The sequence below is a fragment of the Actinorhabdospora filicis genome (assembly GCF_030269765.1).
Taxonomy (GTDB): Bacteria; Actinomycetota; Actinomycetes; order Mycobacteriales; family Micromonosporaceae; genus Actinorhabdospora; species Actinorhabdospora filicis.
In genome coordinates this window covers 187,719-214,457 of record NZ_BSTX01000005.1, presented here as the reverse complement: position 1 = coordinate 214,457, position 26,739 = coordinate 187,719, and the positions used below count along the sequence as shown (strand labels likewise).

Here is a 26,739-nt window from a genome sequence, read left to right as displayed (position 1 = left end):
CACCACTCACGCGGGCCGCCGCCGAGGATCTGCTCACCCTGGCCCATCCCGCATGCGCTGGACCGGAGCCAGGGCCGGATCCCGGCAACCACGTCTCACCACTCACGCGGGCCGCCGCCGAGGATCTGCTCACCCTGGCCCATCCCGCATGCGCTGGACCGGAGCCAGGGCCGGATCCCGGCAACCACGTCTCACCACTCACGCGGGCCGCCGCCGAGGATCTGGTCACCGTGCCCCATCGCTCATGCGCTGGGCCGGGGCCGGGGCCCGCGCCACGCCACACGCGCGGGCAGCCGCCGAGGATCTGCTCACCGTGGCCCATCGCTCATGCGCTGGACCGGGGCCAGGTCGCCGCGCTTCGCCGTTCGCGCGCTCCGTCGCCCGGCCGTACTCGGCGCGGTGGGCGGAGGTTCGGTGTACTCGAAGCACTCCGACCGCCCCGGGGATGTGCCGGCCTGCTGTCGGCCTCATGCGTCATCCCCACTCGCACGCCAGAGGGCATGGCACACGGCCGGGCCGTCCCCGTCCCCGCCCGCGTCCCCGTCCCCGCCACAGCTGAGCCGCGTGGCTTCGGCGCCTCCATCCCGAGCCCACCAGGCCGGGCCCGCCCCCGCCGAGCTCCACCCCGTCCCCCTAAACCCCCGCCACCGCCGGCGCCTCGAAGTCCACCGTGTGCTCGAACTGCCAGGTGAACCGCTTCGGGTCCGCCCGGCGCATCAGCGGCGGCATCACCAGGTCGCGGATCACGCGCGCCACCGGCCCGGCCGCCTTGTTCTGGTTGGTGCGGGCGGCCATGGCGATGATCCGCTCGACGCGCTCGCGCCGCATCCGCTCGAACACCGGGAACGCCCGCTCGTAGGGCAGGTCGCGGAGGCAGCGGGCGATCATCACCGCCGACTCCGCCGCCAGCGACGCGCCCTGACCCGAGCTCGGGGACGTCGCGTGCGCGGCGTCCCCGATGAGCACCACGCGTCCCTTGTGCCAGGTGGGGACGGTCGGGACGTCCTCCAGCGCGCCGGTGACGAGAAGGTCCTCCGGCCGGGTGCGGCGGACGAGTTCGGGCCCGGGCGTGCGGTCGTCGGCGACCGCGGCGGCGAGGTGCCTCAGCCACTCCGCGGGCGGCACGGCCTTCGCCTCGGCGGCCGACATCGGCCGCTTCCACGGCAGGTTGATGAAGTAGCCCGCCTCGCCGTCCTCGGTGACCGACCAGCCCAGGAACGCGCGCTTCCCGAAGGCCATGTGCATCTTGCGGCGGGTGGAGTCCAGGCCCTCCCCGGGCACGCGCGCGCCGAACCCGAGCAGCCCCGAGTAGCGCGGTGCCGGCGCGTGCGGGTCGATGAGCGCGCGGACGGCCGAGCGGATCCCGTCGGCGGCGATCAGCACGTCCCCGCGCTCGGTGGTGCCGTCGGCGAACGCGGCGGTGACGCCGTCGGCGTCCTGAGTGAGCCCGGTCAGGCGCTTGCCGTGGACGATGGGGACGCCGCGCTCGGCGGCGGTGTCGTAGAGCAGGCGGTACAGGTCGGTGCGCCACAGCATCCGCTGCTTGGGGAGGTCCGGCGGCGGGGCGAACTCGCCGAGGACCTTGCCCGTCCAGCTCAGCATCACGAAGGCGTCCATGTCCTCCGCGATGGGTTCGATGTCGATGCCGACGGCCGCTAAGGCCTCGCGCCCGTTCGGGGCGAAGCCGAGCGCGCCGCCCACGCCGTCGGCGGTGGCGTCGTAGGCCTCGAAGACGGCCGCGTCGATGCCGGCGCGTTCGAGGGCGATGCCCGCGACGGGCCCGGCGATGCCGCCGCCGATGACCAGGGCTTTCATGCTGCGGTTCATGGGTTGTCTCCTTGGTGAAAGGCGACCCAGGGCGCGGCCCAGCCGCGCTCGGGATCGGTGATGCGTTGAATGAGGCCTTCGACGAAGGCGATCTCGGTGCGGACCTGCGCCAGGCGGTACTCCTCCTCGATCGTGAAGAGGGGGTGCGTGCCGCTGCCGTCGATCAGGCCCTGGATCTCGGTTTCGGAGCGCCCCAGCGCGGCGAGCCGATCGGTGAGCAGCTCGACCACCTCGTCCGGTGGCAGCACGCCGATCAGGGACAGCGCGGTGACGAAGCGCGGGTACTCGAAGACGGGTTCGCCGACGAGCTCGGCGAGCCAGTCGTGGAGTTCGGCGCGGCCGATGTCGGTGAGTTCGTAGGTAGTGCGCTCGGGCCGCGCGCCCTCCCGCGTGACCGCGAGCGGACGGATGAGCCCGGCCTTGTCCAGCTGCTTGAAGACCATGTAGAGGGAGCCGTGATTGAACTTGATGCTGCGCGCGTCGTCGTGATCCCGGAGGGTCGTGGACAGCTCGTAGGGATGCATCGGCCGCTGAACGAGATAGGAGAGGACGGCTAGGGCGAGCGGGTTGGTGGGGCGGGACATGTCGGCCTCCCTGAATGGCCACTATGGATTATTCATGAATGACTAGTCAGCGTCAACTAATCGCCAACGACTAGTTGAGATGGGTTGGTCAGGACGGGTTTGGTCAGGACGGGCTGCTCGGTACCGATTGGCCAGCACTGATCAGTTGGCGTGGGTTGGTTGGCATGGGTTGATCAGCATGGACCGGTTGACGCGGACTGTGTCCGACCACGATCGCCGACACGCTGGTGCGACGCCGAAGCGGGCCGTGCGCGCACCGCAAATCGGTTCCGGGCGAGGAGAGCCGGGCCCTAGGGTGACGCGGTGACCAAACGGGTGATCATCCTCAACGGCGGATCCAGCTCCGGGAAGACCGGACTCTCCCGCTGCCTCCAGGCGGTGCTCCCCGAGCCCTGGCTGGCGACCGGCATCGACGCGTTCATCGACTCGCTCCCGGCCTCGATGGAGGGATCGGGCGACGGGATCGACGTCGACGCCGAAGGTGGCGTGAGCGTGGGCCCCGACTTCCGCCGCCTGGAAGCGGGCTGGATGGCCGGAGTCGCCGCGACCGCCCGCGCCGGAACCCCCGTGATCATCGACGACGTGTTCCTGAGCGGTGTGGAATCGCAGCGCAGATGGCGCGAGGTCCTGGAAGAGGCGGAACTCGACGCGCTCTGGGTGGGCGTGCGCTGCGCCCCGGAGATCGCGGCCGGACGCGAGATCGCCCGCGGCGACAGGCAACGAGGGATGGCCGTCCAGCAGGCGGAGATGGTCCACCGGGGCGTGGAGTACGACATCGAGGTCGACACGGGCGAGAACGAGTCGATCGAATGCGCCCGGATGATCGCGGAGCACCTCGGCCAGAATTAGTGCGGTGGGCGAGCGGTGGGCGAGCAGTGGACTCGCTCGCGCACAGGTTGCCGAACGCAAGTGAAGCAAAGCGTGCCGGTAGCCGGATCGCAGCGCAGGTCAGGAAGTGTGCTCCCCGCACGTGCGGGGGTGAGCCGTCCTTCGAGTACTGCTTCAGCCCGGGGTACACGTGCTCCCCGCGCGTGCGGGGGTGAGCCGAGTTCGTGCTCCCTGCTCTGGTCTCCGAATACGTGCTCCCCGCGCGTGCGGGGGTGAGCCCTGGTATCCCGAGTACACCCGGGAGGTGCTGCAGTGCTCCCCGCGCGTGCGGGGGTGAGCCAGGGTCCGCGTCCTGGGCCTCGTCGAAGGCGATGTGGTCCCGCGTATGCGCGGGGTGAGCCCGCGTGTGCAGGGGTGTCGTTGGCGTTCTCGACACGCTCCCCGCACATCCGGGCACGAAAACGGCGACCCGCCGAAGCGGGCCGCCGCTGCACATCCAACCGGCGTCCAAACGCCCTTAAGCGACCGGCTCCAGCACGTCCTTCCCCACGAACGGCCGCAGCGCCTCCGGCACCACGACCGAGCCGTCCTCCTGCTGGTGGTTCTCCAGGATCGCCACGATCCAGCGGGTCGTCGCGAGGGTGCCGTTGAGGGTCGCCGCGATCTGCGAGCGTTCCTCCTCGTCCCGGTAACGAACATTCAGCCTGCGCGCCTGGAAGGTCGTGCAGTTCGACGACGAGGTCAGCTCGCGGTACCGCTCCTGCGAGGGGAACCACGCCTCGATGTCGAACTTGCGCGCCGCCGAGGTCCCGAGGTCTCCGGCGGCGGTCTCGATCACCCGGTAGGGGACCTCGATCGCGGCCATCATCTCCTCCTCCATGCGCAGCATGCGGAGGTGCTCGGCCTGGGCGTCCTCGGGCTTGCAGAAGGAGAACATCTCCACCTTGTCGAACTGGTGGACGCGGATGATGCCGCGCGTGTCCTTGCCGTGGCTGCCGGCCTCGCGGCGGAAGCACGAGGACCAGCCGGCGTAGCGCTTGGGCGCGTTCAGGTCCAGGATCTCGCCCGAGTGGTACGCGGCGAGCGAGACCTCGGAGGTCCCGACGAGGTACTGGTCGTCGCGCTCCAGGTAGTAGACCTCGGTGGCGTGCTCGCCGAGGTAACCGGTGCCCTCCATCGACTCCGGGCGCACGAGGACGGGGGTGATCATCGGCGTGAGCCCGTTGGCGAGGGCGCGCTGGATCGCCAGGTTCAGCAGCCCGAGCTGCAGCATCGCGCCCTGGCCGGTGAGGAAGAAGAACCGCGAGCCGGAGACCTTCGCCCCGCGCTCCATGTCGATGGCGCCGAGGAGCTCGCCGAGCTCCAGGTGGTCGCGGACCTTGTCGAGCTTGCGGGGCTCGCCGACGTTGCGCAGGACCACGAAGTCGTCCTCGCCGCCGGGCGGGACGCCGTCCTCGACGATGTTGGGGACGGCCATCTGCGCGGCCTTGACGGCGTCGCCGGTCTCGGTGACGAGGGCTTCGGCGGCCTTCACGTCGGCGGACAGCTGCTTGGTGCGGGCGAGGAGTTCGGCCTTCTCGTCGCCCTTGGCGGCGGCGACCTGCTTGCCGAGCGTCTTCTGCCCGGCGCGCAGCTCCTCGTACGCGTGCAGCGCGCGGCGGTGGGCGGCGTCGGCGTCGATCAGCGCGTCCACGGAGGACTCGGACGCACCGCGGAGACGCTGGCTGGCGCGGATCAGGTCCGGGTTCTCGCGGAGAATGCGCAGATCAATCATGCGGACAGGGTATCGAGGCGGATTTCGCGAGTGCATCCGAGTTAACTGGTGTCGTGGCCGTGGAGATGGATCGCGAGAGGTTCGAGGAACTCGTCGCCGACGCGCTGGACGAGATCCCCGACAAGCTGTGGCGAATGATGCGCAACGTGGCGATAGTCGTCGAGGACGAATCGCCGCCCGGCGGACCCGAACTCCTCGGCCTCTACGAGGGAGTCGCCCTCACCAACCGGGGCTGGGACTACGGCGGAGTCCTGCCCGACAAGATCACCATCTTCCGCAACCCGATCCTGCGCATCTGCGAGACCGACGAGGACGTCGTCGAAGAGGTCGCGGTGACGGTGGTCCACGAGATCGCCCACCACTTCGGCATCGACGACGAGCACCTGCACGAGCTGGGGTGGGGGTAGCGGCCGGAGGGCTTCGGGGTGGACGGTGTGGTGGGCGTCCGGAACCGGATTCCGGTTCCGGACACGCGCCTCATCCGTGGACCACCCCGGCCCGGCCACCCGCACGACCCGGCCCCGCGAACGCGACCCGGCCCCCAACTCACTCCCGGCGCAGTTCCTCCGCGAGCATCACGATGATCCCCTCGGGGCCGCGCACGTAGCACATCTTGAAGACGTCCTCGTAGACCACGAGCTCCCCGACGAGCTCGATTCCGCGCTCCCGCAGCCCGGCCACTGCCGTGTCCACGTCGTCGACGACGAACGCGAGGCGGCGGATGCCGTGCGTGTTCGGCGGGGCGTTCCGGTCGTCGCCGAGGGTCTCGGGGTGGTGGAACCGCATGAGCTCCAGACGTCCATGGCCGTCGAGGGTCTCCAGCATCGCGATCTCCACGCGGACGCCGTCGAGGCCGACGATGCGGTCGACCCAGTCGGCTTCGATGAGGTCCCCGCCGAGGCGTTTGAGGCCGAGGCCCACGAAGAATTCGGTCACCGCGGCGAGGTCGTCGACCACGATGCCCACGTTCTCCAGGCGCTGAATCGTCATGCCGGTCCTCCTGTGCCGGGACGTGCCCGGCGTCCTCGGCCGACCTCGGCCGGTCGCGCCGGGCGGGACTTCGCACATCATGCCCGCCCGGCGATCCACAAAGGAGCGACTACGCCGTTCCCACCGGCTCCTCCTCGCCGGGGACGAGGTAGCGCATGCCGTACTTCGCGCCGATCTCGTTGAGCCGGACGGGATCGAAGGCGCCACCGGCGGTCACCGGACCGGCCTCCACCAGGTCCTCGACGAAGCACTCCCAGCCGCCGGGGGAACTCACCTGGATCACCCGCGGCGGACGCTCCCCCGCGCTGCGGAGCGCGTGGAGCTCCCCCTTGGGCAGGAACACCGACTCCCCGGCGCGGACGATGTGAACCTCGCCGCCGTACTCGGCGGCCAGCTCGCCCTCCAGGACGTACACGTATTCGTCGGCCCACTCGTGCCGGTGCATCGGGATCGGCCGCGCGACCGTAACTTCGAGGAGTGAGAACCTCCCCTCGACGTCATCGGCGCGCACCTTCACCGCGAAGGCCGGTGGGACCTTGACGCGCCCGGGGCGGACCTCGCCCGTCCGCAGCAGGGTGAAACGATTCTCGGACATATGCCCGCACTCCCGTCGTCAGACGGAACCGGATTCCGGTTCCAGACCCTAAACGGAACCGGAATCCGGTTCCGTTTCCGCTTCGAACCGTACTCCCCCGGAGGACAGATCCGCCATGCCCCGCTCCGACGCCTCGCGCAACCGTGAAGCCGTGCTCGCCTCCGCGCGGGCCCTTTTCAGCGCCGTCGGCCCCGACGTGCAGATGCCCGAGATCGCCAAAGCCGCGGGTGTCGGCGTCGGGACGGTCTACCGGCACTTCCCCAGCCGCGACGCGCTCATCGACGCCGCCGCCGACGCGCGATTCGCCGAGATCGAGGAGTACGCCCGCGCGTATCACCTCGGCCCCGGGGACGGCCTGATCCGCTACCTGTTCCACGTCGGCGCGATCCTGGCCGAGGACCGGGGACTGTCGCGCGCGATCGAATCCCGCCACGGCACCACCGAGCCGAAGGGCCCGGCGCGCGAGGCGCTGGAGAAGGTCGTCCGCGCCATGCTGGAGATCGCCCAGGAAACGGGTGAGATCCGCCTCGACACCCCGCTGTCGGACATCGACCTCGTCCTCGCGGGACTCTCCGCCGTCATCCGCTGGGGCGGCGACTGGCAGCGCTACCTCGCGATCGCCGTGCGGGGACTGCGTCCCCCGGCACCGGACGCGTACGAGGCCGAAGAGGAGCTTTAGGACGGACACCCGACACCGCCCGGTCGGGACCGGGCCGCTCGCGCGTGTCGGCGAGGTGGTCGACGGGCTGCCGGTGAGCGGGCGGGTATCGGGCGCGGCGACCGCCCGGGGCGGCGCCGGGCTGCTCGCGCGTGCCGGGAGGATGGTCGGCGGGCGGCCGGTGGGCAGGCAACGGGCCGCTCGGCGCGTGCCGGGAGGGCGGGCGGCCGGTGGGCGGGCATCGGGCTCGGTCGGCGGTGACGTTCGAGTGGTTGCTGATTAGTCGATGGCGATTAGTCGGCCCATCGCAGGGCGGTTCGGGACGCGGGATCACGTGGGCACTCGCAACGCGAAACGGAACCGGATTCGGAATCCGCTTCCGGCTTCCTCGGCGGACTGAGGGGCCATCGAGCTCACGGGCCGTCGGACTGACGGGCTGACGGGCTGACGGGCTGACGGGCCATCAGGTCGGTTGACACGTGCGAGCGAGCTGCGGGCGAGAGCTGCGGGCGGAACCGGATTCCGCTTCCGGATCAGCGATCGAGCCGTACTGCGGGCGGTGTACGGGTGGGCGAGCGGGCGTACGCGCGGTTAGGGCGGCGACCGCACCAGCGTTGGCCAACGCGATCCAAGCCGGGCCGATCCGGGCCAGATCGGGGCAGGTCAGCGGGGAGACAGGGCCCCGGTGGTGTCGAAGCCGTGGGTGATCCGAACCGGGCCCGCGAGGGACGCCGATGGCGCGGTGTTCACCGCGATCCCGACGTGGGGATCGCGGGCGTGAGCCGGGGCGCGGGCACCGAGGGCGTTGGCAAGGCCCCGGGAACCACAGGCGTGAGCTGGGATCGCGGGCGTGAGCAGGGGATGCGGGGACCACGGATGTGAGCGGCATCGCGGGTGTCGAGGCCGTCGAGGGCGGGTACGGGGACGCGCGGATCGTGGGCGTGAGCCGGGACGCGGTCGTCGGGGGCATCGGGCGCATCGAGGCCGTCGAGGCCGTCGAGGGCACAAGCACGAACGCGTTGCGCCCGACCACCCCCGAAGCCGCGCCCCCTCGTCCCACCGCCAGCGGCGGGCACGCCTCACCCCGGCGGCCGCCGCGTCCCCCAGGCCACCGGCGCCCGCCACGCGAAGCGCACCGCCAGCATCCGCAGCGCGAACACCGTTCCGGCCACGATCAGCGCGTTCCACGGCCGCAGCCACCCCGCCGCCGCCATCGCCACCACCGCGAGGGCTCCTCCGAACGCGGGCACCGAGTAGAGCGTCTCCTCCGCGCGGACCAGGCGCGGCACCTCGGCGGCGATCAGGTCGCGCATGACGCCTCCGCCGACGGCGGTGAGCACGCCGAGCAGCGCCGCCGACAGTGGACCGAGTCCGGCCAGCAGGGCCTTGATCGTCCCGGTCACGCAGAAGAGCGCCATCCCGGCCGCGTCGAACCACGTGAACACCGTCATCAGCCGCGACAGCGCCGGATGCAGGAAGAACGTCACCGCCGCCGCCACGAACGGCGTCGCCAGGTACCCCAGGTCCGCGAACGCCGCCGGGGACTGGTTGAGCACCAGGTCCCGCAGGACGCCGCCGCCCAGCGCGGTCACCAGCGCCAGCACCGCTATCCCCACGGCGTCGAAGCCGCGCCGGATCGCCAGCAGCGCTCCCGTCACCGCGAACACGAAGATGCCCACGATTTCCGCGACGTGCTGGGACGCGGGGTGGAACAGGTCGGTGGTCACCCGAGGAGTCTTCCCGATCGGCACCCGCCCAGTTCAGGGAGCCGGTGGTCCGCTCCGGGGCGCCGGGACGTGGACGGCGTGGTCCGGCCGGGTCGGGGACGGTCGCGCGGTTCAAGCGATCACCCACGAGCCCGGCCGAAAGCGGCTGGCCGGACACGGGTGAGGCGACCGTTGGGCATCAAACGTCGGCCGTTGGGCGTCACCCGTCCGGTGTCGAGCGTCCGGCGTCCGCAAAACCTTCCCGATCGGGCACACCTCCCTTCCCCCGAGCCATCGGCGGCGGTTTCCGGCAACCGAACGGGTCCACCCGTGCGTCACTTAGTAGTCCGCCGCTCTTCGGATCGGTGTGTCAGGCTTCATCCTCACGACAGCCTTCTTCCGACCGCCCGAGGAGAGAGCGTGCCCCGAAAGTCCCGTGCCCCGTTCGCGATCATCCCCGCCGTGCTGGCCGCCGTCCTGTTCGTGCCACCAGCGGCGAACGCCACCGGTGACCGGCCCGCCTTCCAGCTCCCGTTCGACTGCGGGCAGACGTGGACGGCCAACACGTACAACGGCCACAAACCCAACAGCAACAGCCTCGACCTGACCCTCAAGGGCGCGCCGAGCGCGGGTCAGCCGATCCTGGCCTCCGCCGCCGGCCGGGTCACGTTCGCGGGCTGGGACAACGGCGGCGGCTGGATGGTGAACGTCGCCCACGAGAACGGCTGGGGCACGTCCTATCTGCACATGATCGAGCGCCCGGACGTCACCGTCGGCCAGGAGGTCGCGCAGGGCGCGGTCCTGGGCCACGTGGGCTCCACCGGCGACTCCTCCGGCCCGCACCTGCACTACCAGCAGTGGGCCGGATCCCCGTCCAACACCGTCTCCTCGGTCATCGACGGCCTGAGCCTGTCGGTGTGGGTGGGGCACGGGCAGGAGCTGACCTCCCGCAACTGCGACGGCGGCAGCGGTGTCGGCACCGACGCCGACGTGCCCGGTCTGTCGTTCACGCCGGACGGGAAGTCGCTGTTCATCTCGGCGCGCACCAAGGACGGCCAGATCGGCGTCACGAACTCCTCGGCGACGCGCATCGCGCCCTGGTACCCCGTCGGCGGCTGGATGGCGTCCGGACCGGCGACGGCGTGGACGCCGTCCGGCTCGGCGTTCTACACCGCCGCGCAGGGCACCGACGGGACCGTGTGGGTCAACGACTGGAACGCCGCGAGCGGCAACTCCGGCTGGTACTCGATCGGCGGGGAGGCCGCCTCGGCGCCCGCGATCGCCTGGTCGCCCGACGGGAAGCGCCTGACGGTGGCCGCGCGCGGCGCCGACGGGACGATCCGGTTGCGCGAGTGGACCGAGAAGGACAAGTGGGGCGAGTGGCGGACCGTCGGCGAGCGCGCGGCGTCCGGCGCGGACCTGGCGTGGTCGCCGGACGGGAAGTCGCTCACCGTCGCCGTCCGCCGGGCCGACGGGAAGGTGTGGGCGGCGTCGGCGAAGGACGGCAAGGACTTCGGGGACTGGAAGTCGGCCGGGGGCGAGACGACGTCGGCGCCCTCGATCGTGTGGGCGCCGGACGGGAAGACGCTGCACGTGGCCGCGCGCGGCAAGGACGGCGCGGTGTGGATCACCGACTGGTCGCCGAACGAGGACGGGACGTGGGTCTCGATCGGCGGCGAGGCCGTCGGCGCGCCTTCGCTGGCGTGGTCGGAGGCGACGAAGAGCCTGCACCTGGCGGTGCGCGGGACCGACGGCGGTGTCTGGGTCAACGACACCGGCGACGGGACGACGTGGAACGGCTGGTACTCGGTGGGCGCGCCCTAGGGCGTGCCGCGATGACGTGATCGGACGACCCGGGTCGTCCCGGAACGCCCTGGCCCGTCATGGATCGGGGTGTTCCGGGGCGGCCCGGTCGCTTTCGGCCACTGTGGACTCCGGGCGGGCTTCAGGCGTCCCTGGAGACCGGGTACCGGAGGATCGTGCGCTGCTTGGCGGGGTCCACTCTGCGGAAGTCGGACAGGTAGACCTCGTGGTGGAGTCCGGACACGCGCAGGCCCTGCTCGGCGATCCAGGCCATCAGGCGCTCAACGGTGGACAGTTCTTCGCTGAACGGGCCGACGTGGAGGATCTGGGCGACCGTGCCCTCCGCCCAGCGTTCGTGCCGGACGCCGCCGATCGGGCCCTGCTTGGCGGCGGTTTCGAGGGCGCGCGCGGCGAGCTCGGCGTCCACATCGGACGGCAGCTCGATCATGATGGTCCACTTCCAGTCGGCGCGATCGCCTTGGTGGTCGCCCTGCCAGAGACCGGAGAGCGGGCGGACCTTCTCCTTGACCGGGCGGAGCGCGCGGACGGCGTACGCGCAGCGGTACAGCGCGCCTACGGCGGTGGCGAACTCCTCGGACGCGGGGGCGCCGACGCCATCGACCATCAGGTACGGGGCCTCGGGGACGTCGGCCAGGGATGGTTTCGCGGTGGCCTTGTAGGGGTCGGTCATGGGGCTACTCCTCGGTGCGGTTCGGGTCTGGTGCGGGAGTCGGTTCTGGCCTGGAGTTCGGGTCCTCCACGGGGATGACGACGCGGGTGATCAGCTCCTCGGGCGCGGCTTCGCCCGGGGTGACCAGGTAGGACTCCCGCGCCGGGCCCACCGGCCGCAGTCCGCGCTCGTGGATCCACGACAGGACGGCGTAGTAGGCCAGGGACAGCTGGTTGTACGGGCCGTGGTGGAGGGTCACGGCCGCACGGGTGGCGGGGAGGACGAGGGGCGCGGGGGTGGGGCGGACCGGGCCGGATGGACCGGAAGCGGAATCCGGTTCCGCCAGGTGCGACCCGCGACCGGGAGGGCCGAAACCCGAAACGGAACCGGAATCGGAATCCGGTTCCACCCCGGTCGCCCGGACCTCACACCCGAGCGCCCCGCCCGCCTGCGACCCGTCGGCGAGCCCGTGGGGCGAACCGGGGCCGAACGTGGGATCGGGGTCAGCGGCATAGCCGGAACCGGATTCCGGTTCCACCGGCCACCCTCTCCATCCGGAACCGGATTCCGGTTCTGTCACCCCCGGGCCCGCCGCCGCCCCTTCCACCCGCTCCGCGCCCACCGTCACCGTCATGCCGTCGGCGATGTCCAGCGGGAACAGTCCCCACATCGGCGGCCGCCAGGCGTGGGTGCGGCCGAGGAGCGTCCCGATGAGGTGCCCGACGGTCGCGCCCAGTCCGTCCACGGTCGTGGTGCCCGACTCGAAGGCCAGGATGAGCGCGGGCTCGTCCACCAGCGTGATCTCGTGCGTCGCACCGGAGGCCAGGCGGGTCAGGACGGCCAGGCGCTCGCGGTCGCGTTCGATGCGGGCGGCGAGCCGGTCGCGTTCGGTGGTCAGCGCGACGGTGGGGTCCGGGGCGGCCAGGACCGCGCGGATGCCGGGCAGGGGCACGTCCGCCTCGCGCAGCAGCGCGATGGTCAGTGCGTCCCTGGCCTGGGCGCGCGTGTAATAGCGGTAGCCGGTGAAGGCGTCCACGCGCGCGGGTGTCAGCAGGCCCAGCTCGTCGTAGTGCCGCAGCTGCTTCACGCTCAGCCGGCACAGCCGCGCGAACCGCCCGATGGTCAACTCGTCCACGCCCCAACGATGGACCCTCCCATCGTGGCCGAGTCCAGGAATACTCAAGTCCCATGCAGCCATCGGAATTCAGCGACGTCCGCTACGAGGTCCGCGACGCGACCGCGTGGGTGACGATCGACCGGCCGGAGCGGATGAACTCCTTCCGCGGGCGGACCGTCGACGAACTGATCAGCGCCTTCAAACACGCCTGGGCCGACAAGGAGGTCGGCGCCATCGTCCTCACCGGCGCCGGCGAGCGCGCGTTCTGCGCGGGCGGGGACGTCAAAGAGCGCGCCGAGACAGGCTCCTACGGGCCCACCGAGTGGGGAACCTTCGAGATCGAGCGGCTGCACCGGATCATCCGGGACGTGCCGAAGCCGGTCATCGCGTCGGTGAACGGCGTCGCGGTCGGCGGCGGGCACGTCCTGCACGTGCTGTGCGACCTGACGGTCGCCGCCGAGCACGCCCGGTTCGGCCAGTCGGGTCCCCGGGTGGGCAGCTTCGACGCCGGATTCGGCTCGGCGTACCTGGCGCGCGTGATCGGCGAGAAGCGCGCCCGGCAGCTGTGGTTCACGTGCGAGCTGATCGACGCGGCGACCGCGCTGAACTGGGGACTCGTCAACGAGGTCGTACCCGGTCCGGACCTGGCGGACACGACCGCCGCGTGGGCGGCGAAGATCAACGCGCTATCCCCGACCGCGCTACGCTTCCTGAAGCATTCGTTCAACGCCGACACGGATCACCTGGGCGGACTGTCACACGTGGCGTTCGACGGCCTGGAGGTGTTCAGCCACACCGACGAGGCCGCCGAGGGGGCCAGGGCCTTCGCGGAGAAGCGCGCGCCGGACTACCGACCGTACAGGTGAGGGAGACACGCATGACCGACACTGAGCCGGAGATCGAGCCCCGCGACGAAACCTCCGAGCCCGAGGCCAAGCCCCGCACGGTGGTCGTGGTCGGGCCCGACGGGCAACCCATCGGCACCATGCCCGTCGGCGGCGATGTGGACGACGAAGACCACGAGGACCCCGCGAAGCTCGTCGAACAGCCCGCGAAGGTCATGCGCGTCGGCTCGATGATCAAGCAGCTCCTGGAGGAGGTGCGCGCCGCCCCGCTGGACGAGGCCGGTCGCCGCCGCCTGAAGGAGATCCACGCGAAGTCGATCGCCGAACTTGAGGACGGCCTCGCCCCCGAGCTCCGCGAGGAGCTGGAGCGCCTCTCCCTGCCCTTCGCCGAGGACGAGACGCCGTCGGAGTCGGAGCTGCGCATCGCGCAGGCCCAGCTGGTGGGCTGGCTGGAGGGCCTCTTCCACGGCATCCAGGCCGCGCTCGTCGCCCAGCAGATGGCGGCGCGCATGCAGCTGGAGCAGATGCGCCGGACGATGCCCGCCCTCCCCGGCGGCCCCGCCGTCGTGCAGGGACAGCTCCCGGCCGGACTCCAGGCGGCCCTGGCCGCGACGTCGAAGCAGGAAGACGACGAGGACAAGGGGCACGGGCAGTACCTGTAGCCCGGGCGCTTGAGTCGGGTGCCCGGTTCGCGGACCTGATCCGGGCGCCGGTCAGACACCTGCCATGTACCGGTCAGGCACCGGTCAGGCTCCTAGTGCGACCACCGGGCATGGACGCCCGACTCCGGACGACCCTGCCCTACCCGGCCGAGCCTGCCCGCGGGTGACCGGCCCGGGTCGCCACTCGACAAGGACGTGGTCATTCCCGGCGCCAACAGCGCCCGGCGGGTGACCCGCCCGGGTCGCCACCCGCCAGCCGGCGGGGGTTCGGCGAGTCCGGTGACGAACGACGAGAACGGCGGCGAGCGCGACTCGCCGCCGTTTCTTCGTGTCGCCGCCGCTTCTTCTTGCCGACGGTGGATTGCGCGCGGGACGGACGGCTGACCCGGCGGCCCTGTGGCCCGGCAGCCGGACGGCCGGACGGCCGGTTGGGCCGTTTCCCGGGTGCACGGCCGGTTGGCGCGAAACGCCTCGCCATAACGCGAACATCCCGCGAGCGGTTCATCGAACCCGGAACACCGCCGTTCATCGACCGGCTCGCTCGTGTGATCGACGACCGGGCGGGCGGCACCGATAGAGGGAGCTGCGGGCATCGGGTTCTCCGAACGGGCACACCGCCGCGCTCGCCGGTCCACGCACTTGGATCCGGCGGAACGGGACCGACGGTCGAGGCCGGACCGGGAGCCCGCTCGACTCGCGGAAGGCGGTGCACCGCTCGGGACGCACCGCGGCAGGGCCGAGATCGCGGGCTCTCACCCCGGCGAACCACCGGCCGAACGGCCGGGGACGTGGAGCGGCGGAGAAGCGGCCGAGTGAGTGCGGGGCGGCAGGCGAACGAGAGGTGAGCGGGCCGACCGGCAGGCGGGCTGGCAGGTCGACGGGTGGACTGGTCGGCGGCGGGCAGCGCGTGGCGACCGGGACGTCGGCAGATGAGGCGGGAGGGCCGTCGGAGAAGCGGGCCGACAAGTCCCGGGGCAGGCGGTTGGGGTGAGCGGGCGGGTGGGGCGGTGAGGCGGGAGGGCGGTCGGAGAAGCAGGCGGGCGAGTCCTGGGGCGAGCGGTTGGGGCGGGCGAGCGGGTGGGGCAAGTGGGGTGTGGGCGGGTGGGGCCGTGATGCGAGTGCGGCGGGAGAGCGGTCGGAGAAGCGAGCCGACAAGTCCCGGGGCAATCAGTTGGGGCGGGCGGGCGGGTGGGCACGTGGGCGGGTGAACAGGCGGGAGAGCGGGGCCGGAGGCGGAATCCGGTTCCGGTTCCGGTTCCGCTTCGGTCGCCCGGCGAGCCGAAAAGCCAGCGGTGAAAGCCGAATCTCCCGGCCCTCCGCGATCGGCCGGAAACGCCGCCGCGCCACGGGTCCGAACGGACATCCGTGGCGCGGCGGCTCTCTCCCGGGGTCGTGGTGGCGATCCCGGTCAGCTCTGAGTGGTCAACCCTGTCTGATCAGCTCTGATCGGTCGGTTCTGATTGCTCGGCTCGGTTCGGTCAGGCGGCGTTGACCTGGGTGACGATGTCGCGGATCGCCTCGATGATCGTGTCGGCGCGTTCGGTGATCAGCTGGCTGTGGTTGGCGTCGGTGAGGACGCGGTGCTCGCCGTGCGGGACGGAGTCGGCGAGGGCCTGGTAGAGGTTCGTCTTGCCGTCGTGGATGGCCTGGAGGGTCTCCTCGGACATGAGGGCGGCCTGGTTGGGGTCGACGGCGAGGGGGGTGAGGGCGATCAGGGGGACGTCGGGGAAGCCCGGTCCGGCCTTCAGCTCGGCGACGAGGGGCGTCATGGTGCCGCGCTCGGCGTGGCCGACCTGGACCCACGTCTCGCTCTGGTGGTAGTCGACGACGGCGTCGCGGAGGTCCGCGGGGTAGTCGGCGTAGGTCTCGGCCACGAAGTCGCGGATGAACGGCAGTGCCTGGCGCAGCTGCTCGACGGGCGGGGCCATGCGCTCACCGGCGGCGATGCTCGCCTCCTCGGGCATGTAGTCGTCCCAGTCGCTGTGGAAGGCGTCCAGCCAGACCAGGCCGGCGACCTCATCGGGGAACAGCTGGGCGAAACGCTGCGCGTAGGCGCCACCGAGGGAGTGGGCCACCAGGACGTACGGGGCCGGGATGTCCTGGGCGTGCAGCAGGTCCCGCAGCTCGGTCGCAACGTCCTCCGCCGAACGCGGCAACGGCATGGAGTCGCTGTAGCCACTGCCGCCGCGGTCGTAGATCACCGCGGTGGTGAACTCGGCGACCCGGCGCTGCAGGCCGTAGTAGTTCAAGCCGATCGCGCTGGCGCCGGGGAGGAAGACCACGGCGGGACCGCCCTCGCCCTCTCGGTGGACGAACACGCGGCGGCCGTCGATCTCGGCGAAAGCACCCAGCGGCGGGGCGCTCGACCCGAAGGTGGGGGCGGTGGGAGTGGTGGAGTCGGTGGCCGGGGAGGTCTGGTTCTCAGTCATGCGGCAACTATCGGTGGGGGTCCTGACACGGACCTGTCCCGGGCCTGTCACGGACCCTGACACGAGATCGGGACGGGGACCGGGACTCGCACGGAGGTCGTTTCGGCTGCTCACCGGGCCGTGGGAGGCGATTCGGGCGCGTTGGACGGGGTGAAGCGACGGGTGGGGCCAAGCGGCAGGGCGGGGTGAAGCGGCGGAGCCGGGTGCGGAGCAGGGTGGAGCAGCGGAGCCCGGTGCAGGGCGGGGTGCGGGGTGTGGAGTGCGCGGTGCGGGACGAGAGGGGACCCCAGGACCAGGACGCCGACCGTCGCCCCCCCCCCCCCCCCCCCCCCCCCCCGTGAAGTCGGCCGGAAACGGAATCCGCTTCCGGAAGGCGGACGGTGGTCAAGGACAAGGCGCCGACCGCTCTTGAGGGAGGCCGGGAACGCTCGCCCGGACACGCCACGATGCCATCACCTGCTCCCCCGGGGTCGACGGCGACGTGCTCACGCGAACCGATGAGGTGGCGGAGGCCAGGGGTGGGTGAGGTGAGCGAAGCGATGGGAGCCGAGGGCGGCGAGGTGGCGGAAGCCGGGGTGAGCGAGGCGGGCGAGATGGAGGAAGCCAGGGCGGGCGAGGTGGCGGAGACCGGACTGGGCAAGCCGGGTGAGGCGGAGGGACCTGGGGGTGGGTGAGGTGGCGGACGCCGGAGTGGGCGAACCGGGTGAAGCGGAGGGAACCGCGGTGGGTGTGGCGATGGGAACCGGAGTGGGCAGGAGCCTGGGGCGGGTGAGACGTAAGGAACCTGGGGTGGGCGAGGCGGAGAGAGCCGGGGCGGGCAAGACGGCGGGACCGGGTTGGGCAAGAAGTTGGGCAAGAAGCAGAGAAGGCGAGTGACACCACGCGAAACTCACGGAACCGGAACCGGAAGCGGAATCCGGTTCCGACTCCGACCCCCTCGCCCCTCCCTCACCCACCGTCACCACCCCTCCAGCCACCCGTCCCCATCCCGGAAGCGGAATCCGGTTCCGCACACGTTCCAACCACCCACCGGCGCACAGGTGCCCCGTTTCCCCCGGCTCCGCGCGTTCCCGCACACCATCGCGCAGCGCGTGAGCGTTCACGGTCTACCGTTGCACTATGTCGTCCACCACAACTGCATCTCCCGCATCCACGAGCGCGTCCGGGAAACCCGCGCATCCCGTCATCGAGTTCTCCTGGCCCGGCCCGCTCCGCGACAGGCTGGTCGCCGCGGTCCTGGACGGCTCGAAGACCTCCACCACCTCGCTCCTCCAGGGTTACGCCGCGACGGGTACGGAGCCGCGGCAGGTCGGTGACCGGTCGGTGGTGATCGATTCGCACGGGGTTCCCGTGGCGATCATCGAGACCATGTCGATCCGCTTCACCGATCTGGCCAATGTGGACCTTCCGCACTGCATCGACGAGGGCGAGGGGCACATGTCGGTCGCCGAGTGGCGGGCGGCGCACGAGATCGACTGGCACTCCACCGAGCAGCGGCTGGAGTTCGGCGATCCGGCGTTCACCGTCGACGAGGACACCCCGCTGGTCCTGGAGCATTTCCGGCTCGTGGCCGATCTCCGCGCGTAGCCCCGTGCCTACGATTGGTCGATGACCCCTCGCCTCATCGCCATCGACCTCGACGGCACCGTCATCTTCCCGGGCGGCTTCCACGGGCCGGCGTCGGACGCGACGCTCGCCGCGCTGGACGCCGCCCGCCGCGCCGGGGTCCCGGTCGTGGTCGTGACGGCGCGGACGATGGTCGACTCGCGGCGCGCGGTCGAGGCGCTGGGCCTGGGTCCCGGGCCGCACGTGTACACCGAGGGCGCGGTCGTCACCGACGCGCGGGGACGCGTCTCGCACCGCGCCGAGATGGAACCCGGCGCGGCCATCGAGGGCTACCTGCGCACCCCCGGCGCCACGTTCGCGCTCGAACACGACGCCGAGGGCTGGCTCACGTGCCCCGACTACCCGCACGTGTACGACACCGTGTGGCTGGGACGCGCCTCCCACGAGCAGCTGGGACGCACGCCCGGCACGGTGCTGGGCGTGCGCGTCGACTGCGACGGGACCTACGGCGAAGCCGACCTGTGCCCCCACTCGGAGGCCGCCACGGCCCTCGCCGAGCTCGACCCGTCCCGCTATCGCGCCCACGTCGGCCGCAACGGCTGGACGGCGGTGGTCGCCGCGGGCAACGACAAGGCGACCGGGCTCGCGCGCGTGGCCAAGGAGCTGGGCGTCGACGCGTCCGGCGTCATCGCGTTCGGGGACTCCCTGAACGACCTCCCGATGATCGAATGGGCGGGCATCGGCGTCGCGATGGGGCAGGGACGCGAGGAGCTCAAGGCCGTCGCGCAGGAGGTCGCGCCCCCGATCGGCGAGGACGGCGTGGCGGCCGTGCTGGGCCGCTGGTTCGACTAGCGCGAACTAGTCAGCTGTGACCATGCGCACGCCACCCGGCCGGATCGCGGTGACCTGACGCGGTCGCGCGCTCGCCGCGTCCCCGCCATCGCCGATCGCCCGGCCCACCCGAATCGGCCGTGCGGCGGCATTGCCGGACACTTCGCGGGGCCCGGACCGCGTCCACGGCGCCGCGCGGACCGTCCCTCGCGGCGCTGAACACGGTTGTCACGTGGGCGGAAGTTCCCCCGACCGTGGCGCACACAACGCCCGAATGATCTATGCCCGTTAACCCGCGTGTCGGTAATGTCTAGTGATGGACAGGCCGAAACTCGTCGTCATCGATCTCGACGGCACCGTCGTGGGGCACTCCTCCGCCCACACCCGGCCCTCTGCGGCGACCATCACCGCCCTGAAGGCCGTGCGCGCGGCCGGTGTCCCCGTGGCCGTCGCCACCGGGCGCGCACTCTGGAGCACCCTGCGGACCATGGACGACCTCCAGCTCACCGACGGGCTGCACGTCGTCTCGCACGGGGCGGTCGTCTACGACCTCGCCGCCCGCGCCACCGCCCACCGCATCCTCATGGACCCCGCCGCCGCGATCAGCGCCTACCGCGCCGCCGATCCCGAGGTCACCTTCGCCGTCGAGTACGGCGCCGACGGCTGGGTCACCACCACCGACTTCCCCCGCGACTTCGAGTCGGTGTGGCTGCACACCCTCTCCCTCGACGAGCTGGCCGCGATGCCCACCTCGCGGCTCGTGGCGCGCGTCCCCAGCCAGAACCCCTACGGCGCCGGACCCCGCTGCCCCCGCGCCCAGGCCGCCACCGACGGCGCCCGCCTGGACGTGTCGATCTACCACGCCGAGGTCGGCTTCAACGGCTGGGTGGACGTCGGTCCCGCCCACACCACCAAGGCCAGCGGCCTCGACCTCGTCGCCGCGCACTACGGAGTGACCGCCGCCGAGACCATCGTCTTCGGCGACTCCGCCAACGACCTGCCCATGTTCGCCTGGGCCGGTCACGCAGTGGCGATGGGGCAGGCCGCCCCGTCGATCAAGGACGCCGCGCACGAAGTCACCTCCACAGTGGACGACGACGGCGTGGCCCGGGTTCTGGCGAGGTGGTTCTGAATGCGCACACCGAAACTCGTCGCGACCGACATGGACGGCACCGTCCTCCTCCCCGATGAGACCACCAGCCCGCGGACGAAGGCAGCGCTAGCCCGGCTGAACGACCTCGGCGTCCCCCTCGTCGGCATCACCGGCCGCGGCCCCCGCCTGCTGGCCATGTCCCACGCCGAGATCCCTCAGGCCGCCTACCTCGTCATGGGACAAGGCGCGCAAGTCTTCCACCTCAACGGAAACGGCCCCGAACGCCTCCTCGGCGCCTCCCTCGGCGGCACCGTCCTCGCCGACGTCGTGTCCACACTGGAGGACGAAGTCGGACCGCTCGAACTGGTCGTCGAAGGCCTGGAGGACAGCCCCCTCGTCGCCGACCCCGTCCCGAACGACTGGCCCTGGCGCATCCAGCTCAACCCCGTCACCCGCGCCGAAGCACTCGCGACCCCCGCCCTGAAAGCCTTCGTCCGCAGCCGAACCGCCCACATCGACGTCGTCTACACCGCCGCCAAACGCCTCATCCCCCCGAGCACCTGCATGCTCACCGAAGCCGGCATCGGCTACGTGGAACTCTGCCCACCCGGCCACGACAAAGGCACCGGACTCGCCTTCGTAGCGGAAAGACTGGGAGTAGCGGCCGAAGACGTCCTCGTCTTCGGCGACGCCCGCAACGACCTCCCGATGTTCGCCTGGGCCGGACGATCAGTGGCAATGGGCAACGCCCACCCCGAAGTGAAAGCCGCCGCGACCGACCACACGGAATCGAACCTGGAGGACGGAGTTGCGCGCTTCCTGGAGAAGATCTTCGGCTGACGTCATCGCCGACTGCCTCCACGCAACAGTGCACGGCCCATACTTCACCGACACCGAGTTCAGCACGCTCATGGCCCTCACCCGCGAGGAAATGGCCGCGATCAGCACGGCATGGCCCGTGCTGGCGCACATCCGCGACGCCGACGCCGAAGCGGGCGTGACGAACGCACTGGTGCACCTGCTGAACTACCCGCACGGACAGGAGAAGCTCCCGGCGTGGGAAGAGGACATCCAGGACGCGCTGGCGTGGTGGCAATCGGGGAAGCGGCCGGAGAAGCGCGGGGACTAGGCCAGCCGGGCGGGCAGGACGGGACCGGGCGAGTTGACCGGCGGGCGACGAGGGCAAGACCCGGGCCACCCACATAGCCCGTGCACGAAGCCCGCCCGAAGACAGGGCTGAGACGCGGGGCAGAGCCGGGTGCGATGCGTAGCCTCGTGCGGCTTGAAGCCGGGCGAAGCGACTGGCTGGCAACGGGGTCAAAACCCGGGTGGGGACGAGAGCTTGTTGTTTTAGAGCCGGGCTGAAGACAAGCCGGTGACGCACGACAACACGGGCCCGGGACCAGCTTGTGCGGGGGCTGTCTCGGGATAGGAGAGGTGGATCCTCCGTCGGTCGGCCAGACGTGTTCTTGGAACGAGGGTTCCCGGGGTGTCAAGACAGCTCTTCCGTCTTGACACCCCGGGGTTCCTCGTTCAGCGTCGTACCAGCCGGCCAGAGGAGGAGACGCCTCCCGAGAGAGGTCCGGCGTCCAGGGGCCGCACCCCTGGTCAGGTCCTAGGGCTGAAAGCCCTGACCAGACGGCGACCGTGACATAGCGCCGACGTGGCGAATAAAGGACGGTCGATCCGCGGGGGAAGGCGAGAAGCCAGACGGCCCGCGCTCGGACTGAGGGTGATGGGAGAGGTGGCGCAACAGGGGCTGGGCCTGGCGGGCGGCAGCGCTCTCGGGTCCCTACTCCTAAATCTCCCCCCAAAACCCTAAAAACGCTCGTCAAGCCACTCGCCGAGCTCCTTGAACAAGCGGGTACGGGCAGCCTCACCGGACAACGCCAGATCATGCATGCCATCCGGGATCCGCACGACCGTCACGTCGGGTCCGAGGCGGGGCGCGAGGGCGGCGATGACGTCGGCGTCGAGGACGGCGTCGGCGCGCTGCGCCTGCGGGGACCAGCCGGGCTCTTTGTAGGACGCGGTGGAGGCGGCGGCCAGGATCGGCACGTCGATGCGCAGCCCGCGCCGGACCTTCGCCTGGGCCTTGACCACGCCGCCGAGCCATCCCATGTGGACGGGGAGGCCGGTGACGGGCTTCCAGTCGAGGGAGAAGTCCCATTCGCCGTGGTGGTCCTTGTGCAGCGAGATGGCGTTGACGCCCGATAGCGGGACCGGGACGCGCATCTTCGGCGACAGCTTGCCCAGCAGCGGGGAGAACACGCGTCCCACGGCGCGGGTCAGTGGGGGCGCGTTGAGGGCGAGGAAGGGGCTGTTCAGGAACATGCCGTGGATGAGGCCGCGCCCGCGCACCGAGTCGGCCCAAACGGCCGCCGCGAGCGCGCCGGTGGAGTGGGCGTTGATCACGAGTTTCTCGTGGCGGGCGCGGATGCGGCGGACCGCCTGCTCCAGTTCCGGGTAGTACTCCTCGATCGAGGACATGAAGTACGGCGTCTGGCCGGGCCGCAGGGAGCGTCCGGAGCGGCGCAGGTCGACGGCGTAGAAGGCGAAGCCGCGGTCGCGGTAGAAGTCGGCGACGTGCGGGTGGAAGAAGTAGTCGACGAACCCGTGGACGTAGAGGACCGCCGGGCCCGAGGGGGGGTTGTCGGCGCGCTCGACGAGGGTGGCGACGAGTTCGCCCTCGGCGTCACGGCCGAGGGGGATGGTCTCGGCGCGGTAGTCGGGGCCCAGGTGATCGGTTTCCACACGTCATTCTTACCCCTCGGTAACTCACGGCGGGGGATCTTGGGTGCCTCGCGGCACGTCGCGTGTGCAGCGGCGGACGCGGGCCAGCGCGAGCCGGGCGCCGGTGGCCAGGCCGTGGCGTTCGACGACGGCGAGGCCGTAGGCGCTGCAGGTGGGGACGTAGCGGCAGCGCGGGCGGGTCCGGCGCGACCAGCGGCGGTAGAGGGTGATCGCGGACCGGCCCAGGCGGGCGGCCATGGGTCCGCTGCCGCCGAAGCGGGCGGCCAGGCTCAGGGGGACGGCGATCGCGGTGCCGCCGGAGCAGCCTTCGATGTGGCAGCCGTATTCGCCGCAGGAGGTGTTGTCGCAGGTCTGCTCGTCGCAGGCGTCGTCGGCGCAGGCGTTCAGGTCGAGATCGCAGCCGCCGCCCTTCCCGGGCTCCGGCGCGGGGTTCTCCGCGCCGCCCTGGGCGGCGGGCGTACCGATGTCGCCGCCGGATTCGCCGGTGTCGGGACCGCCGCCGCCCACGTCGACGCGCCGGGGGCGCAGCCAGAGGAGCCACGCCGTGATCATCGCCGCGACGGCGGCTAAGGGCGCGCCGATCGCCAGGCCGAGGCGCCATCCGCGCTTCATCATCCGCGCAGCTGCTCTAGGAGGAGGGGGTCGATCTTGCCGGGCACCAGGCGCTCCTCGAAGTTCTCGATGCCGGCCCAGGTGTCCAGCGCGCCCTCGCCGGTGAAGCCCTTGGCGGCCAGCAGCGCGGCGACCTCTCCGGCCAGCTCGCCGGTCAGGTCCAGCAGGGTGTCGGGGTCGGCGCGGTCGAAGAGCAGGCGGTGGACGCGCAGGAGCCGCGCGAGTTCGGCGACGGGCTCGGGGTGGTCGTCGACGCGCAGGTCGACGGCGACGTCGCTGGCGCCGCCGAGGCCGAGGCCGCGTCCGACGACGTAGACCGAGGCCGACTGCTTGCCGCGGCGGTCGCCGCCCGCCTCGTCACCGGCGGTGAGGGCGGCCAGGAGGCGCTCGGCGAAGGGGAGTTCGGGGTTGTCGCGCCAGGCGGCGGCCATGCCGGCGACGACCTCGGGCCCGGTGAGCAGGTTGCCCTGGACGGCGAAGTCGTCCCCGGCCTCGCCACCGGCCCAGTCGAGGCATTCGGCGCCGGTGAAGGTGGCCGCGGTGTCGGTGCCGACGACGCCGAGCTGGCGGTGGTCGCGGCCGCCGTCGGAGGCGACGAGCCCGGCGATGGTCTCGGCGGCGGGCGTGCCGGTGGCCAGGAACGCCAGGGCCTGCGGGCGGAAGGCGAGGTTGGCGTGCGCCTGGGAGGCAACGGCGCCGACTCCGGCCTCGGCGGCGGGGGCGACCGCGCCGACGGCGAGGAACTTGGAGGCGACGGCGACGCCGTGCATGGTCCCGTCGGCCGAGCGGGCGACGATGGAGAAGGTCATGCGGGGAGGATAGGCGGCCGTCGCGACCCGTGCCGCCCGCGCGGGCAAACCGCGAATGCGCCTTCGGGCAACGGCGGAGGACGGCTCGGCCGCCCCGGCGTCCTTTATGGACACTCTCGGCCGGTCGATCATGGTCAAGGGGACGGGAACTATCGCTTTTCGAGGTGACGCGATGACGATGAGACGACGTGAGTTCGCCCCGGTCCGCGAGCACCGGGAACCCGCGCCGCCCTCGCATCGCCCCAGCGCCGAGACCGTTCCCGCTCGTGATCCGCTGGTCCCGGGGACCACCGATGAGCTGATCCAGTTGCAGGCCACCGCCGGGAACGAGGCGGTCACCGGGCTGGTCGCGCAGCGCGCGGGCGGCAAGGGCAAGGGGAAGGCCAAGAAGAAGGCGCCCCCGGTGGACGCGCGCGTCGAGCACGTGAAGACCGCGGTGAAGGACGGCCGCTTCGCCGACGGGGAGCAGCAGCTCGCCGCGGGCGAGTACGGCCCGGCCCGGCCGGGTGGGGCGTTCTGGATGCTCAATGGCCTCAGTCCCGACGACCTGTACAAGGTGTCCACGGGTGTGGGCAAGGACGTGCGCGCCAAGCTCATCGAGCACATCGCCGAGGCCGACGGCAAGTACAACCGGGCGCGCCTGGAGTCGGGCATCCGCGCGGCGATGGAGGCGGAGAAGACCGCCGGATCGGGCACGGTGAGCCTGATCGACGCGCTGACGGTGGCCGGGGACGGCTCGTTCGCGCCGGTGTGGGCGCTGCTGACCGGCAAGTCGCGTCCGGCGCTGATCGGGGTCCTGCGGCTGCTGCCGCGCGACCTGCTGGTCAAGTTGCAGGGCAAGCTATCCGAGGCGCCCGCGGCCGACTCGGCCAAGCTCACCGACGCCATCGGCGACCTCGTGGGCACCGGGACGGACATGAAGTCCACCGACGTCATCGACCTCGAAGGGCTCAAGGGCCTGGACCGGCAGATGGCCGGGATCTACAACCAGCGCGGGCATCTGATCGCCGAGCAGGCCACCGCGCTGACGATCCCCTCGCACGCCGCCGCCGGGATCATGAAGGTCGAGTCGGGCGGCGCCACGTTCAACGCGGCCACCGACAAGACCATCATCCGCTTCGAGAACCACGTGTTCTGGAAGTACTGGGGCAAGGCGAACAAGGACAGTTTCAACGCGCACTTCGACTTCGAGCGCACCGCCGGCGGGAAGCCCTTCCACGGGCACAAGTGGCGGGAGTCGGCGACCGGCGAGTGGTCGGACTTCCACGGCGACCAGGAGGCGGAGTGGCGGGTGATCGCGTTCGCGGCGTCCCTCGGCGGGCAGGAGAACGCGTACAAGAGCGCGTCCTGGGGCGCCGGGCAGGTCATGGGCTTCAACCACTCCACCGTCGGCTTCAACACGGCGGTGGAGATGGCGGCCCAGTACAACAAGTCCGAGCGCAGCCAGATCACCGGCATCTTCGAGTACATCCGCGAGAACAACCTGGCCCAGGCCGTGCGGGACGCCGATTACGCGACCGTGGCGGCCGGGTACAACGGATCCGGGCAGAAGGCCACCTACGCGGCCCTCATCAAGGCGGCGGCCGACGCCTACCAGAAAGTGACGAAGGGGAAGACGCACGTGGTCAACTGACCCGCGCGGCCTCTTCGTCGAAGGACGGTGGAGGCGGCCCGGCACCCGTCAGCCCGGGCCGCCTCCACCGCGGACCTTCCCGAAGCGCGCCTTACGCCCGTAGCATCGGGAACCGTGCTGAATTTCCAGGCGGAAGCGGCCGAAGCGACCCCACTCTCCCTCATCTTCGCCCTCCTCACACTGCTCATCGCGGTGGCCGGGCTCGTGATCGGCTGCATCGCCCTGATGCGCACCAACCGGCGGCCCGCGCCCGCCGCTCCCATGTGGACGCCGCCACCCGCCGGTCCGTGGACGCTGACCCGCCTGCCGGGCGGCGCGCTCATGCTGGTCAACACCTCCGGCGCGCACGCCCACGCGGTCACCGTCCCGGGCGCGGTCTTCGAGGTCGTCGAGGCGGGCGCCGGACGGACGGTCGCCCCCGAGGCCGGTGGCGGCCTGACCGTCCGCTGGCGCGACGCCCCCAGCGCGCAGGAGCGCTGGGTGACGCTGCCCCCGGCCTAGAACCGGCACACCGCGATCGTCACCAGCAGCGCGAAGTACACCGCGTTGGCGATGATGTGCTTGTACTCGCCGCGCCGGTACATGACCGCACCCGCGCCGACCATGAGCGCCGCGAGGCAGCTCGCCGCGATCGGCGTCAGGACCGGCGCGATCCCCGTCGCGGCGGGCAGCACCAGGCCGAGGCTCCCGAGGACCTCGGCCGTCCCCAGGACCTTGATGAACCACGCCGGGAAGTCCCCGGCCCAGCCCGCGCCGGGCTTGGCCATCAGCTTCTGACGCGACGAGACCAGCTTGAGCGCCCCCGAGAACAGGAACGCGGCGGCGACCAGGGCGGTCACGACCCAGATGGCCGTATTGATCAAGGGAGTAGTGTTCACGCGATCCTCCACGGGTTGCGCGGGCCGTTTCGGCCCGTCACCCCCATGACGGAACGGGCGCGGAGAAGGTAACAA

At 71.5% G+C, this 26,739-nt stretch carries 27 protein-coding genes; 14 read left to right on the top strand and 13 right to left on the bottom strand.

Annotated features, from left to right (window positions below; all coding sequences use genetic code 11):
* Positions 1-633: 633 nt before the first annotated feature.
* Entirely contained in the window at positions 634-1,827 is a 1,194-nt protein-coding gene (locus QSK10_RS30165; protein ID WP_285666774.1) for an FAD-dependent oxidoreductase, read from the bottom strand.
* Complete coding sequence (locus QSK10_RS30160) at positions 1,824-2,411, bottom strand: PadR family transcriptional regulator (protein ID WP_285666773.1); 588 nt, start codon at positions 2,409-2,411, stop codon at positions 1,824-1,826. The genes QSK10_RS30165 and QSK10_RS30160 overlap by 4 nt, the downstream gene beginning before the upstream one ends.
* A 303-nt stretch (positions 2,412-2,714) precedes the next feature.
* Here QSK10_RS30160 and cpt point away from each other — a divergent pair, with 303 nt between their 5' ends.
* Entirely contained in the window at positions 2,715-3,260 is a 546-nt protein-coding gene (gene cpt, locus QSK10_RS30155) for a chloramphenicol phosphotransferase CPT (protein WP_285666772.1), read from the top strand.
* Positions 3,261-3,756: 496 nt separating this feature from the next.
* Here cpt and serS read toward each other — a convergent pair whose 3' ends face one another.
* Positions 3,757-5,013, bottom strand: a complete 1,257-nt coding sequence (gene serS / locus QSK10_RS30150) for a serine--tRNA ligase (protein WP_285666771.1) — start codon at positions 5,011-5,013, stop codon at positions 3,757-3,759.
* 59 nt (positions 5,014-5,072) lie between these two features.
* Here serS and QSK10_RS30145 point away from each other — a divergent pair, with 59 nt between their 5' ends.
* Positions 5,073-5,420: a metallopeptidase family protein gene (locus QSK10_RS30145; RefSeq protein ID WP_285666903.1), complete on the top strand. Its 348-nt coding sequence runs from the start codon at positions 5,073-5,075 to the stop codon at positions 5,418-5,420.
* 139 nt (positions 5,421-5,559) lie between these two features.
* On the opposite strand, the gene QSK10_RS30140 is transcribed toward QSK10_RS30145, so the two are convergent.
* Together QSK10_RS30140 and QSK10_RS30135 are read right to left on the bottom strand one after the other, a co-directional pair.
* Positions 5,560-6,003 (bottom strand): VOC family protein, encoded by a 444-nt coding sequence (locus QSK10_RS30140; protein WP_285666770.1) that lies wholly within the window; start codon positions 6,001-6,003, stop codon positions 5,560-5,562.
* A gap of 109 nt (positions 6,004-6,112) precedes the next feature.
* Positions 6,113-6,598, bottom strand: a complete 486-nt coding sequence (locus QSK10_RS30135; protein ID WP_285666769.1) for a cupin domain-containing protein — start codon at positions 6,596-6,598, stop codon at positions 6,113-6,115.
* 115 nt (positions 6,599-6,713) lie between these two features.
* Here QSK10_RS30135 and QSK10_RS30130 point away from each other — a divergent pair, with 115 nt between their 5' ends.
* The gene (locus QSK10_RS30130; RefSeq protein ID WP_285666768.1) at positions 6,714-7,277 is read left to right on the top strand and encodes a TetR/AcrR family transcriptional regulator; all 564 of its coding nucleotides are present in this window, start codon (positions 6,714-6,716) and stop codon (positions 7,275-7,277) included.
* A 1,058-nt stretch (positions 7,278-8,335) separates the two neighbouring features.
* Here the strand turns inward: QSK10_RS30130 and QSK10_RS30125 are convergent.
* Positions 8,336-8,983 carry a trimeric intracellular cation channel family protein gene (locus tag QSK10_RS30125; protein WP_285666767.1) on the bottom strand — a complete coding sequence of 216 codons (648 nt, stop codon included), beginning with the start codon at positions 8,981-8,983 and terminating at the stop codon, positions 8,336-8,338.
* A 399-nt stretch (positions 8,984-9,382) separates the two neighbouring features.
* On the opposite strand from QSK10_RS30125, the gene QSK10_RS30120 reads away from it, so the two are divergent.
* Complete coding sequence (locus QSK10_RS30120) at positions 9,383-10,786, top strand: peptidoglycan DD-metalloendopeptidase family protein (RefSeq protein ID WP_285666766.1); 1,404 nt, start codon at positions 9,383-9,385, stop codon at positions 10,784-10,786.
* A gap of 121 nt (positions 10,787-10,907) precedes the next feature.
* On the opposite strand, the gene QSK10_RS30115 is transcribed toward QSK10_RS30120, so the two are convergent.
* Together QSK10_RS30115 and QSK10_RS30110 are read right to left on the bottom strand one after the other, a co-directional pair.
* Positions 10,908-11,456, bottom strand: a complete 549-nt coding sequence (locus QSK10_RS30115; protein ID WP_285666765.1) for a GyrI-like domain-containing protein — start codon at positions 11,454-11,456, stop codon at positions 10,908-10,910.
* A gap of 4 nt (positions 11,457-11,460) precedes the next feature.
* Entirely contained in the window at positions 11,461-12,570 is a 1,110-nt protein-coding gene (locus QSK10_RS30110) for a MerR family transcriptional regulator (protein WP_285666764.1), read from the bottom strand.
* A gap of 53 nt (positions 12,571-12,623) precedes the next feature.
* On the opposite strand from QSK10_RS30110, the gene QSK10_RS30105 reads away from it, so the two are divergent.
* Together QSK10_RS30105 and QSK10_RS30100 are read left to right on the top strand one after the other, a co-directional pair.
* Positions 12,624-13,418, top strand: a complete 795-nt coding sequence (locus QSK10_RS30105) for an enoyl-CoA hydratase-related protein (RefSeq protein ID WP_285666762.1) — start codon at positions 12,624-12,626, stop codon at positions 13,416-13,418.
* 11 nt (positions 13,419-13,429) lie between these two features.
* On the top strand, positions 13,430-14,059 hold the full coding sequence (locus tag QSK10_RS30100; protein WP_285666761.1) for a bacterial proteasome activator family protein: 630 nt from the start codon (positions 13,430-13,432) through the stop codon (positions 14,057-14,059).
* Positions 14,060-15,537: 1,478 nt separating this feature from the next.
* Here QSK10_RS30100 and QSK10_RS30095 read toward each other — a convergent pair.
* Positions 15,538-16,488 (bottom strand): alpha/beta fold hydrolase, encoded by a 951-nt coding sequence (locus QSK10_RS30095; RefSeq protein ID WP_285666759.1) that lies wholly within the window; start codon positions 16,486-16,488, stop codon positions 15,538-15,540.
* A 527-nt stretch (positions 16,489-17,015) separates the two neighbouring features.
* Here QSK10_RS30095 and QSK10_RS30090 point away from each other — a divergent pair.
* From QSK10_RS30090 to QSK10_RS30065, 6 genes are all read left to right on the top strand, one after another.
* Positions 17,016-17,162 (top strand): hypothetical protein, encoded by a 147-nt coding sequence (locus QSK10_RS30090; RefSeq protein ID WP_285666758.1) that lies wholly within the window; start codon positions 17,016-17,018, stop codon positions 17,160-17,162.
* 445 nt (positions 17,163-17,607) lie between these two features.
* On the top strand, positions 17,608-18,075 hold the full coding sequence (locus tag QSK10_RS30085) for an ASCH domain-containing protein (protein WP_285666756.1): 468 nt from the start codon (positions 17,608-17,610) through the stop codon (positions 18,073-18,075).
* A 21-nt stretch (positions 18,076-18,096) separates the two neighbouring features.
* The gene (locus tag QSK10_RS30080; protein ID WP_285666754.1) at positions 18,097-18,906 is read left to right on the top strand and encodes an HAD family hydrolase; all 810 of its coding nucleotides are present in this window, start codon (positions 18,097-18,099) and stop codon (positions 18,904-18,906) included.
* Between the two features lie 295 nt (positions 18,907-19,201).
* Positions 19,202-20,017, top strand: a complete 816-nt coding sequence (locus tag QSK10_RS30075; RefSeq protein WP_285666752.1) for an HAD family hydrolase — start codon at positions 19,202-19,204, stop codon at positions 20,015-20,017.
* Positions 20,018-20,818: an HAD family hydrolase gene (locus tag QSK10_RS30070; RefSeq protein ID WP_285666750.1), complete on the top strand. Its 801-nt coding sequence runs from the start codon at positions 20,018-20,020 to the stop codon at positions 20,816-20,818. It begins immediately after the preceding gene.
* A 28-nt stretch (positions 20,819-20,846) separates the two neighbouring features.
* A complete protein-coding gene (locus QSK10_RS30065) occupies positions 20,847-21,107 on the top strand; it encodes a hypothetical protein (RefSeq protein ID WP_285666749.1) in 261 nt (86 codons plus the stop codon).
* A gap of 689 nt (positions 21,108-21,796) precedes the next feature.
* On the opposite strand, the gene QSK10_RS30060 is transcribed toward QSK10_RS30065, so the two are convergent.
* From QSK10_RS30060 to QSK10_RS30050, 3 genes are read right to left on the bottom strand one after another with little or no spacing between them, the layout of a single operon-like run.
* Positions 21,797-22,732, bottom strand: coding sequence for an alpha/beta hydrolase (locus QSK10_RS30060; RefSeq protein ID WP_285666748.1), 936 nt, complete (start codon positions 22,730-22,732; stop codon positions 21,797-21,799).
* 24 nt (positions 22,733-22,756) lie between these two features.
* The gene (gene yidD, locus QSK10_RS30055) at positions 22,757-23,347 is read right to left on the bottom strand and encodes a membrane protein insertion efficiency factor YidD (RefSeq protein WP_285666747.1); all 591 of its coding nucleotides are present in this window, start codon (positions 23,345-23,347) and stop codon (positions 22,757-22,759) included.
* Positions 23,344-24,153, bottom strand: coding sequence for a DUF1028 domain-containing protein (locus QSK10_RS30050; RefSeq protein ID WP_285666746.1), 810 nt, complete (start codon positions 24,151-24,153; stop codon positions 23,344-23,346). Before QSK10_RS30050 ends, yidD begins: the two co-directional genes overlap by 4 nt.
* 172 nt (positions 24,154-24,325) lie before the next feature.
* On the opposite strand from QSK10_RS30050, the gene QSK10_RS30045 reads away from it, so the two are divergent.
* Positions 24,326-25,786 (top strand): N-acetylmuramidase domain-containing protein, encoded by a 1,461-nt coding sequence (locus tag QSK10_RS30045; RefSeq protein ID WP_285666745.1) that lies wholly within the window; start codon positions 24,326-24,328, stop codon positions 25,784-25,786.
* Positions 25,787-25,900: 114 nt separating this feature from the next.
* Positions 25,901-26,287: a hypothetical protein gene (locus QSK10_RS30040; RefSeq protein WP_285666744.1), complete on the top strand. Its 387-nt coding sequence runs from the start codon at positions 25,901-25,903 to the stop codon at positions 26,285-26,287.
* On the opposite strand, the gene QSK10_RS30035 is transcribed toward QSK10_RS30040, so the two are convergent.
* Positions 26,284-26,649 carry a DoxX family protein gene (locus QSK10_RS30035; protein WP_285666743.1) on the bottom strand — a complete coding sequence of 122 codons (366 nt, stop codon included), beginning with the start codon at positions 26,647-26,649 and terminating at the stop codon, positions 26,284-26,286. The genes QSK10_RS30040 and QSK10_RS30035 overlap by 4 nt on opposite strands.
* Between the last annotated feature and the right edge of the window lie 90 nt (positions 26,650-26,739).

Bases quoted from the DNA above. Each gene is read 5' to 3' on its own strand.
- QSK10_RS30165 (WP_285666774.1), bottom strand. From the start codon at position 1,827: ATGAACCGCAGCATGAAAGCCCTGGTCATCGGCGGCGGCATCGCCGGG.
- QSK10_RS30160 (WP_285666773.1), bottom strand. From the start codon at position 2,411: ATGTCCCGCCCCACCAACCCGCTCGCCCTAGCCGTCCTCTCCTATCTC.
- serS (WP_285666771.1), bottom strand. From the start codon at position 5,013: ATGATTGATCTGCGCATTCTCCGCGAGAACCCGGACCTGATCCGCGCC.
- QSK10_RS30140 (WP_285666770.1), bottom strand. From the start codon at position 6,003: ATGACGATTCAGCGCCTGGAGAACGTGGGCATCGTGGTCGACGACCTC.
- QSK10_RS30135 (WP_285666769.1), bottom strand. From the start codon at position 6,598: ATGTCCGAGAATCGTTTCACCCTGCTGCGGACGGGCGAGGTCCGCCCC.
- QSK10_RS30130 (WP_285666768.1), top strand. From the start codon at position 6,714: ATGCCCCGCTCCGACGCCTCGCGCAACCGTGAAGCCGTGCTCGCCTCC.
- QSK10_RS30115 (WP_285666765.1), bottom strand. From the start codon at position 11,456: ATGACCGACCCCTACAAGGCCACCGCGAAACCATCCCTGGCCGACGTC.
- QSK10_RS30105 (WP_285666762.1), top strand. From the start codon at position 12,624: ATGCAGCCATCGGAATTCAGCGACGTCCGCTACGAGGTCCGCGACGCG.
- QSK10_RS30100 (WP_285666761.1), top strand. From the start codon at position 13,430: ATGACCGACACTGAGCCGGAGATCGAGCCCCGCGACGAAACCTCCGAG.
- QSK10_RS30095 (WP_285666759.1), bottom strand. From the start codon at position 16,488: ATGACTGAGAACCAGACCTCCCCGGCCACCGACTCCACCACTCCCACC.
- QSK10_RS30085 (WP_285666756.1), top strand. From the start codon at position 17,608: ATGTCGTCCACCACAACTGCATCTCCCGCATCCACGAGCGCGTCCGGG.
- QSK10_RS30080 (WP_285666754.1), top strand. From the start codon at position 18,097: ATGACCCCTCGCCTCATCGCCATCGACCTCGACGGCACCGTCATCTTC.
- QSK10_RS30075 (WP_285666752.1), top strand. From the start codon at position 19,202: ATGGACAGGCCGAAACTCGTCGTCATCGATCTCGACGGCACCGTCGTG.
- QSK10_RS30070 (WP_285666750.1), top strand. From the start codon at position 20,018: ATGCGCACACCGAAACTCGTCGCGACCGACATGGACGGCACCGTCCTC.
- yidD (WP_285666747.1), bottom strand. From the start codon at position 23,347: ATGATGAAGCGCGGATGGCGCCTCGGCCTGGCGATCGGCGCGCCCTTA.
- QSK10_RS30050 (WP_285666746.1), bottom strand. From the start codon at position 24,153: ATGACCTTCTCCATCGTCGCCCGCTCGGCCGACGGGACCATGCACGGC.
- QSK10_RS30045 (WP_285666745.1), top strand. From the start codon at position 24,326: ATGACGATGAGACGACGTGAGTTCGCCCCGGTCCGCGAGCACCGGGAA.